Source organism: Nonomuraea sp. SYSU D8015, assembly GCF_008065375.1.
Lineage (GTDB): Bacteria > Actinomycetota > Actinomycetes > Streptosporangiales > Streptosporangiaceae > Nonomuraea.
The window spans coordinates 26,465-43,408 of the sequence record NZ_VJYI01000013.1 but is presented as its reverse complement, the minus strand read 5'-3'; the positions used below and the strand labels follow the sequence as shown (position 1 = coordinate 43,408).

The 16,944-nt window shown below is 69.2% G+C and carries 16 protein-coding genes and 1 pseudogene; 7 read left to right on the top strand and 10 right to left on the bottom strand.

What is annotated here, in order from left to right; translation table 11 throughout:
* Positions 1–12: 12 nt before the first annotated feature.
* The gene (locus ID574_RS39430; RefSeq protein ID WP_188194133.1) at positions 13–906 is read right to left on the bottom strand and encodes a hypothetical protein; all 894 of its coding nucleotides are present in this window, start codon (positions 904–906) and stop codon (positions 13–15) included.
* Positions 903–1,415 (bottom strand): RNA polymerase sigma factor, encoded by a 513-nt coding sequence (locus tag ID574_RS39425; protein WP_188194132.1) that lies wholly within the window; start codon positions 1,413–1,415, stop codon positions 903–905. The genes ID574_RS39430 and ID574_RS39425 overlap by 4 nt, the downstream gene beginning before the upstream one ends.
* Before the next feature lie 116 nt (positions 1,416–1,531).
* Here ID574_RS39425 and ID574_RS39420 point away from each other — a divergent pair, with 116 nt between their 5' ends.
* Positions 1,532–2,050, top strand: a complete 519-nt coding sequence (locus tag ID574_RS39420) for a hemerythrin domain-containing protein (RefSeq protein WP_188194131.1) — start codon at positions 1,532–1,534, stop codon at positions 2,048–2,050.
* Positions 2,051–2,592: 542 nt separating this feature from the next.
* On the opposite strand, the gene ID574_RS39415 is transcribed toward ID574_RS39420, so the two are convergent.
* The 3 genes from ID574_RS39415 to ID574_RS39405 all read right to left on the bottom strand — a co-directional run bounded on the left by ID574_RS39415 (position 2,593) and on the right by ID574_RS39405 (position 5,357).
* Positions 2,593–3,807 (bottom strand): TolB family protein, encoded by a 1,215-nt coding sequence (locus ID574_RS39415; RefSeq protein WP_188194130.1) that lies wholly within the window; start codon positions 3,805–3,807, stop codon positions 2,593–2,595.
* The gene (locus tag ID574_RS39410) at positions 3,804–4,316 is read right to left on the bottom strand and encodes a SigE family RNA polymerase sigma factor (RefSeq protein WP_188194129.1); all 513 of its coding nucleotides are present in this window, start codon (positions 4,314–4,316) and stop codon (positions 3,804–3,806) included. Before ID574_RS39410 ends, ID574_RS39415 begins: the two co-directional genes overlap by 4 nt.
* A 102-nt stretch (positions 4,317–4,418) precedes the next feature.
* Positions 4,419–5,357, bottom strand: coding sequence for an RNA polymerase sigma-70 factor (locus tag ID574_RS39405; RefSeq protein WP_188194128.1), 939 nt, complete (start codon positions 5,355–5,357; stop codon positions 4,419–4,421).
* A 264-nt stretch (positions 5,358–5,621) separates the two neighbouring features.
* On the opposite strand from ID574_RS39405, the gene ID574_RS39400 reads away from it, so the two are divergent.
* Positions 5,622–6,095: a carboxymuconolactone decarboxylase family protein gene (locus ID574_RS39400; protein WP_188194127.1), complete on the top strand. Its 474-nt coding sequence runs from the start codon at positions 5,622–5,624 to the stop codon at positions 6,093–6,095.
* Positions 6,096–6,395: 300 nt separating this feature from the next.
* Here the strand turns inward: ID574_RS39400 and ID574_RS61960 are convergent, their stop codons facing one another.
* Positions 6,396–7,043 carry an MFS transporter gene (locus ID574_RS61960; protein WP_262496104.1) on the bottom strand — a complete coding sequence of 216 codons (648 nt, stop codon included), beginning with the start codon at positions 7,041–7,043 and terminating at the stop codon, positions 6,396–6,398.
* A gap of 76 nt (positions 7,044–7,119) precedes the next feature.
* Positions 7,120–7,821, bottom strand: a pseudogene (locus tag ID574_RS61955) (MFS transporter); the annotation flags it as partial.
* Between the two features lie 319 nt (positions 7,822–8,140).
* Between ID574_RS61955 and ID574_RS39390 the strand changes: the two are divergent.
* From ID574_RS39390 to ID574_RS39380, 3 genes are all read left to right on the top strand, one after another.
* On the top strand, positions 8,141–8,512 hold the full coding sequence (locus ID574_RS39390) for a YciI family protein (RefSeq protein ID WP_188194126.1): 372 nt from the start codon (positions 8,141–8,143) through the stop codon (positions 8,510–8,512).
* Entirely contained in the window at positions 8,509–9,726 is a 1,218-nt protein-coding gene (locus ID574_RS39385) for an RNA polymerase sigma factor (protein ID WP_188194125.1), read from the top strand. Before ID574_RS39390 ends, ID574_RS39385 begins: the two co-directional genes overlap by 4 nt.
* 148 nt (positions 9,727–9,874) lie before the next feature.
* Positions 9,875–10,900: an NAD(P)/FAD-dependent oxidoreductase gene (locus ID574_RS39380; protein WP_188194349.1), complete on the top strand. Its 1,026-nt coding sequence runs from the start codon at positions 9,875–9,877 to the stop codon at positions 10,898–10,900.
* 323 nt (positions 10,901–11,223) lie between these two features.
* Here the strand turns inward: ID574_RS39380 and ID574_RS39375 are convergent, their stop codons facing one another.
* Positions 11,224–12,342 (bottom strand): DUF418 domain-containing protein, encoded by a 1,119-nt coding sequence (locus ID574_RS39375; RefSeq protein ID WP_188194124.1) that lies wholly within the window; start codon positions 12,340–12,342, stop codon positions 11,224–11,226.
* Between the two features lie 170 nt (positions 12,343–12,512).
* On the opposite strand from ID574_RS39375, the gene ID574_RS39370 reads away from it, so the two are divergent.
* Positions 12,513–12,920: a type II toxin-antitoxin system prevent-host-death family antitoxin gene (locus ID574_RS39370; protein ID WP_223167547.1), complete on the top strand. Its 408-nt coding sequence runs from the start codon at positions 12,513–12,515 to the stop codon at positions 12,918–12,920.
* A gap of 30 nt (positions 12,921–12,950) precedes the next feature.
* Here the strand turns inward: ID574_RS39370 and ID574_RS39365 are convergent, their stop codons facing one another.
* A complete protein-coding gene (locus ID574_RS39365; RefSeq protein WP_188194123.1) occupies positions 12,951–15,056 on the bottom strand; it encodes a protein kinase domain-containing protein in 2,106 nt (701 codons plus the stop codon).
* 130 nt (positions 15,057–15,186) lie between these two features.
* Here ID574_RS39365 and ID574_RS39360 point away from each other — a divergent pair, with 130 nt between their 5' ends.
* Positions 15,187–15,591 carry a hypothetical protein gene (locus ID574_RS39360; RefSeq protein WP_188194122.1) on the top strand — a complete coding sequence of 135 codons (405 nt, stop codon included), beginning with the start codon at positions 15,187–15,189 and terminating at the stop codon, positions 15,589–15,591.
* On the opposite strand, the gene ID574_RS39355 is transcribed toward ID574_RS39360, so the two are convergent.
* The gene (locus tag ID574_RS39355) at positions 15,588–16,943 is read right to left on the bottom strand and encodes an FAD-binding oxidoreductase (protein WP_188194121.1); all 1,356 of its coding nucleotides are present in this window, start codon (positions 16,941–16,943) and stop codon (positions 15,588–15,590) included. The genes ID574_RS39360 and ID574_RS39355 overlap by 4 nt on opposite strands.
* Position 16,944: the final 1 nt, after the last annotated feature.

Below are 16,944 nucleotides of genomic sequence, written 5' to 3'. Positions count from 1 at the left end.
GAGATGCGTCTGTCAGTCGGTCAGGCCGTCGTACCACTCCGGCCTGGCGACCTCTCGCGAGTCGGGCATGGGCCCGGCGCCCGGACCGGGATCGATGTAGACGTCGACGGTGTCGGAGCTGCGGAAGCGGGTGCCGTTGACGATCCAGTCGTCCTTGACCCGGCCGGCGGAGACGACCTCGTCGAAGAATCCGTTGTCCTCAGTGACCCACAGCAGGCGATAGGCGACCTTGAGCTCCCGCCGGCGCAGCTCGTCCCGTACGGCGGCGACGGTTTTGCCGCGCGTGGTGTAGCCCTTCAGCGCCTCCTCACCGGACGGATCGTAGAGATCGGCCTCCGCGTAGGTCTCGCCCGCCCTGGCGGGCCGGCCGACGCCGAACACGACCAGCTGGGAGAGATTCGCGGGCAGCCAGACCTTGCCGCAGAACGCCGACGCGCACGGCGTCATCTCGTGCACCCCCACGCTTCCCGGCCCCTTGAAACCCCCGGGGACGATCGGCCCGAGCAGCATGCCCACGTGCTCGGGCGCCACCGGGACGACCTTCACCCGCACCTTGAGCCCGACCGCGCGGAACGCCTCCTCGAACCGTCGATGGTCGGCCGCGGGATCGGTGATGGTGACGCTGAAATACTCGTCCCCCCTGGCAATGGAGACGGCCGCGTTGGCGTATTCCGTCGCCGGACCACGGGATGGCAGACCGACGCCGACGGCGATGGCGACCGCCGCCGCCGCGACCGCCGAGATCAGAACCGGCAGCCGGACTCCTCCCCGGCGGAACCAGGACGACCGGCCGCGCGCCTGCGGCGTTTCCATGATCGCGGTACGGAGCTCGCGGGCGGCGGGCCCCTGCGCCGGCGGGTGCGGTGCGAGGTCGAGGGCCTTCACCAGTCTGTCGATGTCGTTCATGCTTCCCCCATCGCGATCGTCGACGACGGCCGCCGCTCCAGCAGCGCCGCCAGCCTCTTACGGGCACGGTGCAGGCGGGACCGCGCGGCTATCCGCGTACAGCCCACGACTTCGGCGATCTCCTCGCTGGTCAGCCCCTCCCAGCACGCCAGCGCCAGCACCTCGCGATCCCGCCCGGGCAGGGCGTCGAATGCGGTCTGTACATGCTCCAGATCGACCGGCGTCACCGGCCGGCCCGCGGCCAGCTCGTCCCGCAGCCGGTCGACGAGCACCGCCCTCCGGGTCGCACTGCGCCGTTGATTGGCCAGCACGCGCCGGGCCACGCCGTACAGCCATAACAGGGCCCTGTCACCCTCGGGAACGTCGCCGATGCGCCGCCAGGCGGTGAGGAACGTCTCGGAGATGATGTCGGCGGTGTCGTCGGGGGAGCTGGTACGCCGGGCCGCGTACTGGTGTATCGCCGGGTAATAGGCGTCATAGACCGCCTCGAAGCGATCTCGTTGTGTCACAGGATCTCCTAGCTGAAGGTGCCGGACACATCGGTAAGTGTCCGGCGTCCTCCGCCGTGTTGCAGACGCCCGGCGTTTTGACCGCGGGAGCGATCAGCCCCGAGGATAGGGCGGCCATGGAGAAATTCGACCGGCCGGACGCCCGCTTGGCGGCGTTCGGCGACCAACTGCTGGACGTGCATGACTGGCTCCGTGAGGAGCTCGCCCGCCTCAGCGACGACGTGGACGCCTATCCCGACGGCGGCACCCCACCGAGGGGGCTGCGAACGCACTGCCTGACCTTCTGCACCGCGCTGGAACGGCACCACACCGGCGAGGACGACGGCGCGTTCCCCGCCCTGGCCGCGCGCCACCCGGAGCTGGCACCTGTGCTGGACAAACTCCGCGAGGACCACCACCTGGTCGCCGGCATCCTGCGCAGGATACGCGAGCTGGTCGAGGGCCTGACGCCGGAGACCGGCGCGGACCCCCAGGAGGCTCGGCGGGTTCGCGGGGAGTTGGACGGCCTGCGCGCGATCGTGGAATCGCACTTCAGCTATGAGGAGCGCACCATCGCCGGGGCCCTCAACGTCATGGACGCCTCGGAATGGCGGGGCGAGCGGCCTGCCTTCCTGCGCACCGATCCGGTGGAATGAGGCGGTGCCGCTGATTATGTCGGCGACCATCAGTACGGTGCTCGCCATGAACCCGCGTGGCATCCCAACCGGGAGGTGTTCATCGAGCCGGAGTCCATACCCATCGTCGTACGTGATCAGCACGTAGGTCTCCACTGGCGGCTCTGCGGACGAGCTGATCACGGAGAACGGAGCGGAAGTCGTCGGCTCGACCGTCCAAGATTTGCCGGCCATGAGCTCTTCTCGGATCCGATCGGCAAATCGTGCGGCGTGCAGTCCGTCAGGGCCATCCACCCCTCTCCAAGCGGTCTCGACGGCCTGGGCTACGTGTTCCCACGTGATGAGGTAGCGAGCTCGATCCGGGAGCCACGTCGGAGTCGACGGAACGCGATCACGTGTGATGTAGAGAAGATCGACCCGGAGTCCCGGACGGGGACGGCCATGGTCACTTTCCGGTAGCTAGGAGTTGGTGGTGGCTACATCATCCTCCTGCGGACCGACAAATCGCCTTAGAAGCAGCGCGCGAGACCAGCCGGACCCATTCCGGCTCACGCCTGGGAAGGTCACCGGATGGCCGTGAGGTTGATGACCATCTGCCTGCCCTTCAGGGGGTAGGTGAGCAGGTACACCGTGCGGTGGTCCATGTAGGTGGCGTTCATGATGTCGGCAGAGGCCTTGGTGCCGTTCTCGAATCGGACGCCGAGGTCGCCTGTGCGGCGGGTGGCGAGGTCGTGCAGGTAGAGACGGCCTTCCGTGCCGACCCGGCCCCTCGGCCGGAGCAGGAGGAACCGGTCGAGAGCCGGGACCACGGACAAGGGGGCCTGGGCCGGCAGCCGGTGGTCGCCCGAGCCGTCGCGACGGCGGGCACGCTCCGAGCGCCTGTCCACGCACCAGGTGAGGGAGCACACTCTGGGGCGGTCGCTTGCCGTACGCTCCTCTCCGTTGAGGACGTTGACCAGGCGCGCGAACGAGGGACGCGAGTCCGACAAATCGCCCTCGACGCGGCTGGCGCGAGCCGCCCAGGGCCATTGGAGCAGATGGAGTCGTTCCGTGCTGGGGACGAAACGGGGCTTGCCGCCCGACAGCGGTGCCTCGTAGACGCCGCCCTCGATGCTGCGCGACCAGACGACCTTGTCGCCCGCGACGGACAGCACGTCGATGTCCCCGTATTTCATGGTCTGTCGGATGGTGGTGACCTTGTGTGCCGTTCCTCCGCCGACGGGTGCCGCCCAGATGTCCAGCGCGCCTTTGACCTTCCCCCAGGACACCGTGTACCAGACCAGCCGGCCGCTGCCGGTGACGACGGGAGAGGTGTAGTCCGTCCGGGCCGGTGGCGTCGGCGCGACCAGCCGACGTGCCTGCCCGGACGCCACGTCGTACGTCCACAGGACGGCCGGGTCCGCGCTGTTGCCCTTGCCCGTCCTGACCAGCAGCGTTCGCGCGTCGATGAACAACTCGGGCCGGAAGCTCAGTCCGTTGCGCAGCGCCCTCGGCAGCGAGTGCACCGCGCCCGGCCACAACTTCTCCACCGGTGCCGGGGCTGGGGCCGGTCTGTCGGCCGGCTCCGGCGGTCGGCTCTCGCGGGGGAGGACCTGCTGGATCACCAGAGTGGAGACGACCACCAACACGACGACAGCGGCCGCCGTCACCAGCGGGATGAGGCGACTGGGGCGCGTCGACGTCGTCGTGATCCTGGACAGGAACCGGTCGGGCGGCGGCGGCTCCTCGTCACCCGCCATGTCGTGGAGCGTCTCGCGCAGCAGATCCTCGATGTTCATCGCAGCTCCTTCATGGCGTCGAGCTCCGGCGCGACCTTCTTCAGCCGTTCGAGTGAGCGATAGATCTGGCTGCGTACCGACCCCACCCGGATGCCGAGGACGGCGGCGATCTCGGTCTCCGAGAGGTCCTCGAAGTAGCGCAGCACGAGAACGGCGCGTTGGCGGGGCGTCAACCGGCCCAGAGCCGCCCGCATCGCCAGCCGCATGTCCGCCGCGTCGGCATGCCCTACGTCGCCGTGGTCGGGCAGGTGCTCCGTGGAGATCTCGGCCGCCCGCGAACGACGCCGCCACCAGCTCACCTGTTCGTGGTAAATGGCACGGCGCACGTACCCCTCCACGGCCCCGGGATCGCGCAGGCGCCGCCAGTTGGCCGCGGTCTTGGCCAGCGCCGACTGCACCAGGTCCTCGGCGGAGTGCCGGTCGCCGGTCAGCAGGTAGGCAGCACGGAACAGCGCTCCCGAGCGTTCGACCACGAACCTCTGGAAGTCGGCCTCGCGTTCTGGATCCACCGGCCCTCCTCGCCATGTCACCAAGCAAGGACGCGAGGGATGCGACGATCTATGCCAGACTTCGCGAAGACGCTTTCCGTGTACGGTGGCACGCCCTGAGACTCAGCGGCCCATCGCCGTCTCCCGCTCCACACGCGACAGCTTCTCGGGATTGCGCACGTAGTAGAGCCCGGTGATCAAGCCGTCCTCGATCCGCATCGCCATGACACCGTCGATCTCCCCGTCGAGCCGGACGAGCAGAGCCGGTCCGCCGTTGACCTGCACCGGCTCGAACGACATCGCGGCGCCGACCTTGTTGAGGCCGGCGGTGAACACGCGAGCCACCTTGTCGGCTCCGACGATCGGCCGCGGCAGGGCCTGCTTGATTCCGCCACCGTCACTCAAGGCGACGACGTCCGGCGCGAGGATGTCGAGCAGGCTCTGAAGATCGCCCGTTTGGACCGCCCGTTGGAACGCCTCGAATGCGCCTCGGGTCTCGGCCGGGGAGACGGCCCCGCGCGGCCGGCGCGCCGCGACGTGGGACCGCGCCCGGTGGGCGATCTGGCGGACCGCGGCCGAGCTCTTGCCGACGGCCTCGGCGATCTCGTTGTAGTCCAGATCGAACACCTCACGCAGCACGAACACCGCCCGCTCGGTCGGCGTGAGCGTCTCCAGCACCAGCAGCATGGCCATCGAGACGCTGTCGGCCAGCTCGACGTCCTCGGCCACGTCGGGCGCGGTCAGCAGCGGCTCGGGCAGCCAGGGGCCGACGTAGGACTCCTTGCGGCGGCCGAGCGTACGCAGCCGCATGAGTGCCTGCCGGGTGGTGATCTTGACCAGGTACGCGCGCTGGTCCAGCACCGTGGCGTGATCGACGTCAGCCCACCGCAGCCAGGTCTCCTGCAGGACGTCCTCGGCGTCGGCGGCCGAGCCGAGCATCTCGTAGGCGACCGTGAAGAGCAGGTTGCGGTGGGCGACGAACGCCTGGGTAGCGAGGTCGGGGCGGGCTTTCTCGCTCGTGTCCCCGCCGTGACCTTCGGCGTTGTCCGCAACGCTGGCCATGCATGGCTCCTGTCTGTTCGCTCTCGGCTGTGTCACCCACAAGATGCCGCGCCCTGCCGATTTGTGACAGACGACGGCAAAAAGCGTGGTCCAACCATGATCAACACCACCGCGTCGCCCTCCGTAAGGGAGGTTCCCTCATCAAAGCCAGGGCAGGAGTGCCGGTCGTCTGCCTGTGGCGCACGTCACGCAGGCCCGGCTGTCACAAGGATCGGGTCACCGGCATCTCGTGGTCGACCAGCCACAACGGCAAAGGAGTGCACCATGGATGCCCGCTTGAACCTCCTCGGCAACCCGACCGCAGGCAAGTCCCTGAAGCACGTCATCGCGGCGGGCAAAGCGCTCGCGGACTCGACGCTGCCGGCCACGACGCGCGAACTGGTGATGCTCCGCGTCAGCCAGATCAACGGCTGCGCCGTCTGCATCGACATGCACACCAAGGACGCCGCGCACGCCGGGGAGAGCCCCGTCCGCCTCAACCTGGTCGCGGCCTGGCGGGAGGCCACGGTGTTCACCGAGGCCGAGCGTGCCGCCCTGGAGCTGGCCGAGCAGGGCACCCGCATCGCCGACGCGGCCGGTGGCGTCAGCGACGAGGTCTGGGCGAACGCCGCCAAGCACTACGACGAGGACCAACTCGCCGCCCTGGTGTCCCTGATCGCCCTCATCAACGCCGCCAACCGCCTCAACGTCATCACCCAGCAGCCCGCCGGCAACTACCAGCCCGGCCAGCACGGCTAACGAGCAGGACCTGGGCTGACTACTGCCCTGCATCAGCAGAACGGCTCGGGCACCGCTCGCCCTCGTCCTGTGGATCCGTGCCGGACTGCCGGCAGTGATCGGCAGAAGGCTCACGTACACCGCGCCCTTCCTCCCGGCAGGACTGAACCCGCGATGAACCTCGCGGACCCGACCGGAACCCACACGTACTGGAGCTTCTTCGACCTGCCCGAGCCGGGGGACGACGTCACCGGCTCCGGTTCGGGCACCTCGAGCTGAGACGTTCTGACGTCGCCACCACAGCGCCGGGTCGGCGGGGCCCTATGAGCGGGTCGCGTCGTAGTCGGGGAGCACGGCCGGGGCGGTGCGGGTTGCCGGGCGCATGGTCAGGACCAGTACGGCCAACCCGGCGAAGATGACCGCGGCCACGACGCCGGTGACGTGCAGGCTGGCGGTGAACGCCTCCCGCGCGGCATGCAGCAGTTCCGCGCCCTGGTCGGCGGGAAGGCGCCGGCTTGCGGCGATCGCGCCGGCCAGCGAGTCAGACGTGCCGTCCATCCCGCTGCGGTAGACCACCGCGGCCACTACGCCGAGCAGCGCGAAGCCGAGCGAACCGCCGAAGTAGTTGCCGGTCTCCGACATCGACGCGGCCGAGCCGGCGCGCTCCGGCGGTACGGACGCGACGACCAGCCCCGTGCCCAGCGCGAACAGCGGGCCGGTGCCCAGCGCCAGTACGGTGATGCCGATCATCACCAGCGGCAGGGCGCTCGCACCGCCGACGCCGACCAGCAGCAGGCTTCCCAGCGCCGACCCCACCAGCCCGCCGGCGATCGCGGTCGTCTGCTTGATCCGGCGGGCCAGCGCCGGCGCGGCCATGGTGCCGACCGCCACGCCCAGGCCCATGGGCGCGAACAGCATCGCCGACGCGACGGGCGAGAAGCCCAGCACGCTCTGCAGGTACTGGGTCACCAGCAGGCCCCGTACCGGCCATGGCGATGCCGGCGAAGACCAGCGCCACGAGTACGGCCGTGAACGGGCGGTTGCGGAACAGCCGCAGGTCCAGCAGCGGCTTGTCCAGCCGCAGTTGCCGGCGTACGAACAGGAACCCGATGACCGCGCCGACGACGAGCGCCACCGCCGGCACGACGGGCGCGCTCTCGACGGTCAGCTGCTTGATTCCGTAGACGATCAGGAGCACCGCCGCGAGCGACAGTCCGACGCTGGCCGGGTCGAGCCGGCCGGCCTGGTCGCTGCGGAACTCCGGCAGCAGGACCGGCCCGGCGACCAGCAGCAACGCCATCGCCGGCACGGCGACCAGGAACACCGATCCCCACCAGAAGTACTGGAGCAGGAATCCGGCGAGTACGGGCCCGAGCGCGCCGCCGGTGAACTGGCAGGTCGCCCAGATCGCGATGGCCTGCCCGCGCTGCCGTTCGTCCCGGAACATGTTGGTGATCAAGGCGAGTGTGGACGGCATCAGGGTCGCGCCCGCGACGCCCAGCAGCGCACGCGCGACGATCAGCATCAGCGGACTGACCGCGAAGGCGGCCACGACCGACAGCACCGCGAACGCCGCCCCGCCGATCATCAGCAGCCGCCTGCGGCCGATCCGGTCGCCGAGCGTACCCATCGTGATGACCAGGCCGGCCACCATGAATCCGTAGCCGTCACTGATCCACAGCTGCTGGACGTTGGTGGCGCCCAGGTCGGCGCTCAGCTGCGGGAGCGCGAGCAGCAACGCCGTCATGTCCATCGCGACGAGCAAGGTCGGCAGCAGCAGGACGCCCAGTCCCAGCCATGCCCGGTTGACGCGCATATCGAAAACTCCCTGTTCTCTCGATGTTTCGCCGGTTGGTCGGAGCGGCCGAGAGCTTCTTGACATCGGTACGGAAGGAAATTTCTCGCCTCTCGCACCGTCACCAGGAATGACGACCTCCCGGGCCGGCCGATGCGACGGCGAGGAGTCGTGCGAGAGTTCTGGCTGGCGGATGTCAAGACGACGGCGGCGGCTCCGACCCACCGGTGGAAGAGCCCAGCCGGGGCTCGTGAGTCACGAGGAGTACGCGATGAAGTTCCTGATCAGCCTGCACATCAACCCGGCCGTGCTGGACGCGCTGACCGAAGAGGAGAAGGCGGCGATCGGCGACGGCCACGGCAAGTTCATCGAGGAGCTGAAGAGGTCCGGCGAGCTGATCCTCACGCAGGCGCTGGTCGACCCGTCACAGGCCGCTGTCGTGTCCGTACGCAACGGCCAGCCGGTGGTGACCGACGGCCCTTTCCTGGAGTCGAAGGAGTATCTGGGCGGCTTCTACCTGATCGACTGCGAGAACAAGGAGCGGGCGATCGAGCTGGCTACGCAGATCCCGGACACCCGCATCGAGGGTCTGGGGGTCGAGGTGCGGCAGGTGATGTTCGCTGACGGACAATTGGAGGCATGACGGCACCAGCCATCGAGGGCCTGCTGCGTGAGCTCACGCCGCAGGTCCTCGGCGCGTTGGTACGCCGGCACGGCCAGTTCGAGGGGTGTGAGGACGCCGTGCAGGAGGCCGTCCTCGCCGCCACCGTGCAGTGGCCGGCCGAGGGAGTGCCGGACAACCCGCGCGGCTGGCTGATGACTGTCGCGTCCCGGCGGCTCATCGACCAGATGCGCAGCGACCACGCGCGCCGCGAGCGGGAGTCGGCGACGGTCACCGAGGTGGTGCCCGAGGATATACCGGACACCGACGACACGTTCGTTGTGCTGTTCCTGTGCTGCCATCCGACGCTGACCGCGGCCTCCCAGATCGCCCTGACGCTGCGGGCGGTCGGCGGCCTGACCACTGCTGAGATCGCCCGCGCGTTCCTGGTGCCGGAGGCCACGATGGGGGCCAGGATCAGCCGGGCCAAGCAGCGCATCAAGGCCGCCGGCAGCTCGTTCAGCCTGCCGGTCGGCGCGGAGCGCGAGGAGCGGCTCCGGGTCGTCCTGCACGTGCTCTACCTGATCTTCAACGAGGGCTACACCGCCTCGTCGGGCAGCGAGTTGCACCGCGCCGACCTCGCGCACGAGGCGATCCGGCTGACCAGGATGGTGCACGCGCAGCTGCCCGAGGACGGCGAGGTGACCGGGCTGCTCGCGCTGATGCTGCTGACCGACGCCCGCCGGGAGGCACGGACGACGGCGGCCGGCGGCCTGGTGCCGCTGGACGAGCAGGACCGCACGAAGTGGGACCGTGGCCTGATCGACGAGGGCATGGAGCTGGTCAAGGCGTCGCTGGCCGGCCCGGCGCTGGGGCCCTACCAGTTGCAGGCCGCCATCGCCGCCACGCACGCCGACGCGGCCACGGCCGAGGAGACCAACTGGCCGCAGGTGCACGCGCTCTACCTGATTCTGGAACGGATCGCGCCCAACCCGATGGTCACCCTCAACCGGGCGATCGCGCTCGCCGAGACCGAGGGCCCGTCGGCCGGGCTGGCCCTGCTGTCCACATTGGACGGTGACGAGCGGATGGCCGGACATCACCGGCTGCTGTCCGTACGGGCGCATCTGCTGGAGAAGACCGGGGACATGGCGGGAGCGTACGAGCACTACCGGCGCGCCGCGAAGGCCACCGCCAGCATCGCCGAGCAACGCTACCTGGAGTCCAGGGCCGGTCGGCTGTCCTCCTCGGGTTGACCAGGGTCACGCCGATGTCGTCCGCGGCGACCACGAGCGGGGTGTTTTCGGCGAGCCCGGTCACCGCCCACTTGGTGGCTCTACAGCGAGGAGGACGCGCGGTGGCTGACGACGTGTATCGTCCTGCGCGCGTCAGGAATGCCGTTGCCTGCGATCCGGACGTACACGGAACTGGCAGAACCTCTACGCGGGCACCGGCGTACAGGTCCGGACCGCGCGGGTCAGCGCTGTCGATGTGGAAGGCAAGACCGTCGATCTCGGCGGTGAGACCCTCGCCTATGACACCCTCGTGTACGCCCTGGGCAGCGCCATCGCCGATCAGAGCGTCCCCGGTGTCGCAGAGCACGCCTACAACGTGGCCGGCAAGCAGGCCGCTCTCCGGCTGCGGGCGCGCCTGAGTGAGATGAAGCCCGGTGGGACCCTGCTGATCGTGGGCGGCGGCCTGACCGGCATGGAGGCAGCCACCGAGATCGCCGAAGCCCACCCGGACCTTGAGGTCGCGATCGCCGCCCGCGGCCGCGTCGGCGGCTGGCTCAGCGACAAGGCCCAGCGCCACTTGCGTGGCGCCTTGGACCGGCTCGGCATCACGGTCCACGACCATGCCGACATCACGCGCGTCGAAGCGGACGGCGTGGTCACGGGTGCAGGCAGAAAGATCCGGGCCCAGGTGACCGTGTGGACCGCGGGTTTCACCGTGCACCCGATCGCGGCCGCCACCACGCTTGAGGTGTCCGACAGCGGCCGGATCGTCGTCGACGCGAGCATGCGATCGGTCTCGCACCCCGATGTGTACGCCGTCGGCGACGCCGCGCTCGCCGAAGGAGCGGGTGGCAAGCCGCTGCGGATGTCCTGCGCCTCGGCAAACCCGATGGCGTGGCTGGCAGCCGACGTCATCGCCGCGCGCTTGACCGGTCGCAAGGTTCCCGAGACCACGATCGGCTACTCCTTGCAGTGCATCAGCCTCGGACGCCGCGATGGAATCATCCAGCGTGTGACCCCCGACGATCAGGTCACGTCCACCGTCATCACGGGCCGGACCGCCGCCCGCATCAAGGAGATGATCTGCGCTAGCGCGGCCTGGAGCATCTCTCACCCGACCATGATGATGCCGAGCCGCCGCCGCCACCTCGCGGTCGCCGACGCGGTGGGGACCCGACTCCTCACCCGGTCATGACGAAGAGCGTGGCCGGCGTCGAGTTGCCGGGCGAGCGTCGTTGCCCGCTCGCCCGCCCGTCGAGTACGAGCGAACTGCTCGGGGCGTACCCTGCCGCTGATGCGGCTGCGGCTACAGCGGATCCGCTCACCGCTGGAGCGCAGCCACCAGTGTGGCCATCACTGGTGAGTACGAAGACCAGGTCTGGTCAACGGCATTGCCTAGGGCATCTGCGACCTTCACATCACCAATGCCTGATCGCATACCAGCGGCATATCGGCAGTCGAACCCCGTCAAAAGCCCCCGAAGAACTTACGACTGCGGCCACTGAGGCCCCGAGCTCATCACGTCCTGGCCGCCCGGCTGAGGGGCGGGCGGCGGGCCCAGGTGGCCCAGCGCCAGAGCCACTCGATGGGGCCCTGGCGGTAGCGGCGTAGCCAGAGGGTGGCGAACAGCCACTGGGCGGTGATGATGACTCCCGCGGCCAGGAACGCCGCCTGCGAGGATCGGCCGATCGGCAGGCCGAGGAGATGACTGGCCGCCAGGACGAGGAGTGTGGCGGTCAGATAGTTGGTCAGTGCCATCCGGCCCAGCGGCGCGAAGAGGGCCTGCAGCACGGGTCGCAGCGGTGTTCTGAGCAGGACCAGCACAGCGCACACGTACACGCCGGCGAGCAGCAGATCGGCCAGGCTGGACGTGAAAGACGGCTGCATCGAGTCCGCCCCGGTTGGCACGTTGGCCTTGACCCACAGGGCAGACGCCGTGCCCGCCGCGAAGACCAGGCCCAGCAGGGCCGGCCCTCGGGCGGACCGCTCGATCTGGTCGATGACCCCGTATCGGACCAGCGCCGAACCCAGCAGGAACAGCCCGGCGATCAGCAGGGACCCGCCTCCGCCGAAGATCAGCGCCACACCCACGAGCACGGGGGCGAGGACTGCCACGGCCCACCGCGGCAGCCAGGTCGAGGGCAGCAGCACCACTAAGCCGACGATGGCGTAGGAGGTCAGGATCTCGCCCGGCCACAGCAGCAGATGCACCAGGCCGATCGCGAGCAGCGCCAGAAGCCGGCGCAGCAGGACCAGCCGTGGGCGGGGGACGCGGCTCGCGGCGGAGTCCAGCAGCAGCGAGAACCCGATGCCGAACAGCAGGGAGAAGATCGGGAGCCCGAGCCAGGGGTCCCAGTCGCCCATGGGTTGCGCCACGACGGCGGAGCTGCCGTTGGCCATGAGCTGGATGTTGGCGAGCAGGATCTCGCACAGTGCGAACCCGCGCAGCACGTCGAGCGCGATGACTCGGGGCCTGCTGGAGGAGAGCCCAGCAGTCTGGGGCCGGCCGGACGCGGGCGCGGCGGTCTGGGGCTGATCGGGGGAGGCGGTAGGGGGTCCGTCGTGGGGGAGACGGTGGCCGGGGTGGCTGGTCGGGCCTTGGGGATCCGGTTCCCAGGGGAAATCTTCGCGTGGCATGGGGCCTCATCCTGCGTGCCCGCCCGGGGAACGGCACCGGGCGAAAGCAGGGTTCACGGCGCCTGAGAATCGTACTTTCGGCCGGTTCGCCGGGCCGCCGCTCCGGAGGCGAGAAGAGCGCGGACTCGGCCAGGCGTGTGACCCAATTCGTCGCGCATTACGCGTATAACATGAGCGATCCGGTGGTCGAGTCCATGGCTGAGGTCCGCAACCACCTCGCGGATGTCATCGATCGCGCTCGCCGGGATGAAACCCCGACGATTATCACGCGGCGTGGCAAGCAAGAGGCCGTCGTCATCGACATCGATGAGTACCAGCGTCTGCGGCAGATCGCAGAAGATGCCGAAGAGGCATGGCTCAACCGGCTGGCCGACGAGGCGGAGTCCGAAGGTGTGGAAGGGTATCGCCTTACCGAGCTGCAAAAGGCGATGGACACAGGGGACACTGCGGCGTTCGACACCAAGGCCCTTCAAGGGCATAGCGCGCGTTGGCGGCTCCGGGTCGGCGACTGTCGCGTCGTTTACACCGCGGAGGACGGCCAGTTGATCGTGTGGGTCCTGGCTCCTCGGACTCCCTGATCGTCCTGAGAGCGAAGGGGTGGGGGCCGATCAGGCGGGGGCGCGCTGGGCCAGGATGGCCATGCGCTCGCCCGCGAAGAACGCCCGCGCGAGGCTTCCCCGCACCGCCGGCCCGGCGCCCACGCACTTGGACACGTAATGGACGCCGACCGTGACCACCACGCCGATGAAGACGTACGCCCAGATGTCCTGCAACAGCCCGGCCGACACCCCGGAGGCCAGGATGATGATGAGGATCGCGTAGATCAGCATCGTCCACCACCACTGCTCGTAGCCGCGGGCGAAGACCTTGCCACGCTCCGGGATGGTCGAGAACTCCTTGCGCGAGGCCCTGATGGTCTGCGTCGCGAGCCGTAGCGTGACGCCGTTGCACGCCGTCACCGCGAGGGCGCTGGCCGCGCAGGTCCACGGCCACGTCCAGTAGAGCTCCTCCGAGAACGTCGACAGGATCGTCGTGGGCACCGCCACCAGCGCCATCGAGCGCATGAGGACCTCCGCCGTCCTCGCCAGCCGTCCTGGGATGACTCTGACGGAGAGCCGGGCGAAAATGGTCTGGTAGTACTTCGCGGCCACCAATCCCTGGCTGAAGGCGATGATGTTGGCCGCCAGCCCGGCGTCGGCGACGAACTCCTCCAGGTCCACCTCCCCCGTGAGGAGGTCGTCGAGCTTGAGCAGCGCGGTCTTCGCGGCGATGAACCACCAGGCCGCGGTCGCCATCACCGAGAAGAGCAGAAGGTATTCCTCGCGCCGCGGACGCCTTTCGCCCAGCTTCCGCCACGACAGCACCTGCTTGAACTGCGTGGCCACCTCCCGCGACGTCGGGGCGTATTTCGCGAATGGGCGGCCGAACTCGCTCTCCTGCACCTCGGACTCCTGCTGCACCAACGCGAAATAGAAGTCCAGGTGCTCGCCGAGGGTGTCGAACGCGAACTCCTCGGTCTCCGGCCGCAGCAGCAGCCGCCGCTCGGGGCGCTCGTCTATCAGGTCTTCGAGTACGCGGCCCAGGACCGGGCTCGTGGTCCAGATCTCGTCCGGGGTCCGGCCGTCCCTGGGCGGGCTGCCGGCCAGGATCTCCATGAGGATGATGCCCAGCGAATAGGCGTCCGCGGTGACGGACTCCGGCCGTCTGTTCTTGATCTCCGGCGCGATGTAGACCGAGTCGTCGTGCTCGGAGATGCCCACCTGGCGGCTGTAGAGGTGGTTGATGCCGAGGTCGATCAGGCGGACCTCGGCCGTCTCCTTGTCCAGGATGACGTTGTTCGGGGACAGGTCGAGGTGCTGGCTGCGCGTGTTCTTGGGGTCCACCGGGGCGCCGCCCGCCAGCAGGTGGAGCGCAGCGGTCAGTTTCGTGGCGACCTGCTGGGCCTTCTTGAGGCGGGCGGCCATGGTCGGCTCGCCGGCCTCGAAGGCGGCCAGGTGCTCGCCCAACGTCTCGCCCTCCTGGAACGGCATGACGACCCAGCGGTCGGAGGAGGATATGGGCTTGACGACGACGGAGGTGATCTCGTCGGAGCCGTACGTGGCCGCGTACGTGTCGGTGGCCCGCGCGATGGCGGCGAGTTTGTTCCACGGGAACAGGACGCATTTTATGGCCAGGGACGGCCGGACGCCGGCTTCGTTCACCGCCTGGCTTCCGCGACCTTTCAGAATGAACGACGTGGTGCCTGCTTTGTGGTACTCGATGCTGCTGAAGTCAATGTTGTCCCATGTCCGGGATTCGGTGGATTGTCGCACCTTATTGGCCGGACGGTAGATCACCCGGATCGCCTCTTTGAGCCACGGGTCGGCGAACAGTTCGGCGCAGTATTCGTCGGCCTCGTGCTGCGCTGCCTGGTCGGGCGACTTGAACCGGCGGTCCAGGAGCTTGACGGTGACGCAGACCAGCGAGATCACGCCGTGGAGCAGCGAGCCCGGCCGGGACGCGCTCCTGAGCCGGGCGTCGTCGCAGGCCGTCATGAAATCGGTGCGATGCTCCATCTCGTAATTGGAGATATGGTCAAGGATGTCGTTGAGAAAGGTCTCCGTACCTTTTTGCGTGCTGGTCTCGTCCTGCTCCGCGAGCTGGCGGGTCTGCTGCTCGGGACTGCGCCCTTCGATTTCCTCGAGCAGGGCTCGCGCATACAATCTCGCTGACATCGGCGCCATGAGCGATCCTGATCCGCGGGAATGGGGGGTTATGTAGGAAGCGCTGGCCCCGAGGATACGCTCGGCGGGCCGAGGCCATCAATTCACTTACGGAAAGTGCTCATCGGCGTACGTTGTCACTGTGATCATCGTCTCTCTGCGTGTTCTCCTCGCCTTGGGACGGCGGTGTCACCTGTACCTCGATAAGGGCGCGGGCAGGCCGTTCTGGATGACCGCGTGGCGGCGGTGTACGAGCGGCCGGTGCCTGGGCGGCGTCAACCCGAGCACCGACTACTACCTGTCCACGGCGAACGCCACCTCGACCGACCGCCGCGACACCATCTGGCACTGGCGGCGCGAGCCGGCCGACGGGCGCGGCGAGCACTGCTACACCGGCAACTCGCACATCAAGCCCATGCTGCAGATCATCGACAGCTCGGGCGGGTTCCATGGGTGGGTCGCCGTGGAGGCGTCGCTCAACCAGACCTCGCCGAGCCGGGGCACTTCGGCCGACGACATCGGCGTTTTCGAGCTCAGTGAGTTCTAAGCGGCGATGGGGTGGTTGGAGCGGAAGAGTCCGGCCGGGTCGTAGGTGTTCTTGACCGCGCGCAGCCGTTCGAGCGTCCCGGGATCGAAGAAGTGGTCAGGGGCGGCGGACGTGTCGCGGAAGTTCAGGTAGTCCTGGGCGGCGCGCCAGGGCGCCACGGCCTCCAGCACATGACGTACCGCTCCCTCCACGCCGTCCTTCATCGCGGGATCCGCGACCACCCCGACGGCGTACAGCGCGAACTCCGCGTCAAGGAGTCCCAGCGCCCCCGCCCCGGCCGGACGGCGGCCCATGGCCCCGCCCAGGTGGCGCAGCTCCACGGACATCAGCGGCACGTCCGCGGCGGGGCCGGCCGCGTCCAGCAGCGCCTTCAGGGCTTCGGCCGGCAGCTCGGCCAGTGTCGCGCCGTCGCCCAGCGCCGGCACCGGCCCCGGTGGGTCCATGTGCATCGCGAGCACGTCCATCGGCGTGGCGGGGGACACGGTGTCCATGAGCGGGCCGAGCTTGCGAAGCGGAGCGATCAGCTCGTCGGTCGCGTCAGGCGACCCCATGTGCACCAGTTCGATGGCGCAGAAGGCGCCGCCGCGCAGCGGCTCGGGGATGTCGGGGATCGGCGGGAAACGCAGCAGGCGTCCGCACGAGGTCAGCTCGTCCGGCGTCCCGGGAAGCCACCCGCGCCAAGCGTCCAGGACCTCGGCGGCGCGTTCCATAGGGAAGAACAGGACGCCGGCGGTGAGCTGCTGGATCGGGTAGAGGCGGATGTCGAGTGCGGTGACGGCCGCGAAGTCGCCGCCGCCCCCGCGCAACGCCCAGAACAGCTCCGGATCGTGCGCCGCGTCCACCCGCCGGAGCCGGCCGTCCGCGGTGACCACCTCCGCGGCCAGTACGGAGTTCGCGGCCAGCCCGTGGCGGCGCGCCAGCCAGCTGATCCCGCCGCCCAGCGTGTAGCCCACCACGCCGACGTCGTGGGAGGAGCCGGCGAGCGGGGTGAGGCCGTGTTCCGCCGCGGGGGCGACCACGTCGGACCACATGGCGCCGGCGGTGACCCGGGCCACCTGGGCGGCGGGTGAGATCGTGACCTCGCGCATCCCGCTCGTCCGGATCAGCAGGGTGTCCGACAACGACCCAAGCGGGGCGGCGTTGTGACCGGTGCCCTGCACGTTGACCCGCAGCCCGGCCGCGGCGGCCCAGCGGACCGCCTCGGCCGTCTCACGGGCGTCGCGCGGCATCGCGACCGCCGCGGGCCGCTGGTCGACGGCGAGGTTCCAGGCGGTGCGGGCCTCGTCGTAGCCGGGCTCACCGGCCCGGACGACGGACAGCGCCGAGTCGATGCGATTCGTCAGTGGATTCATG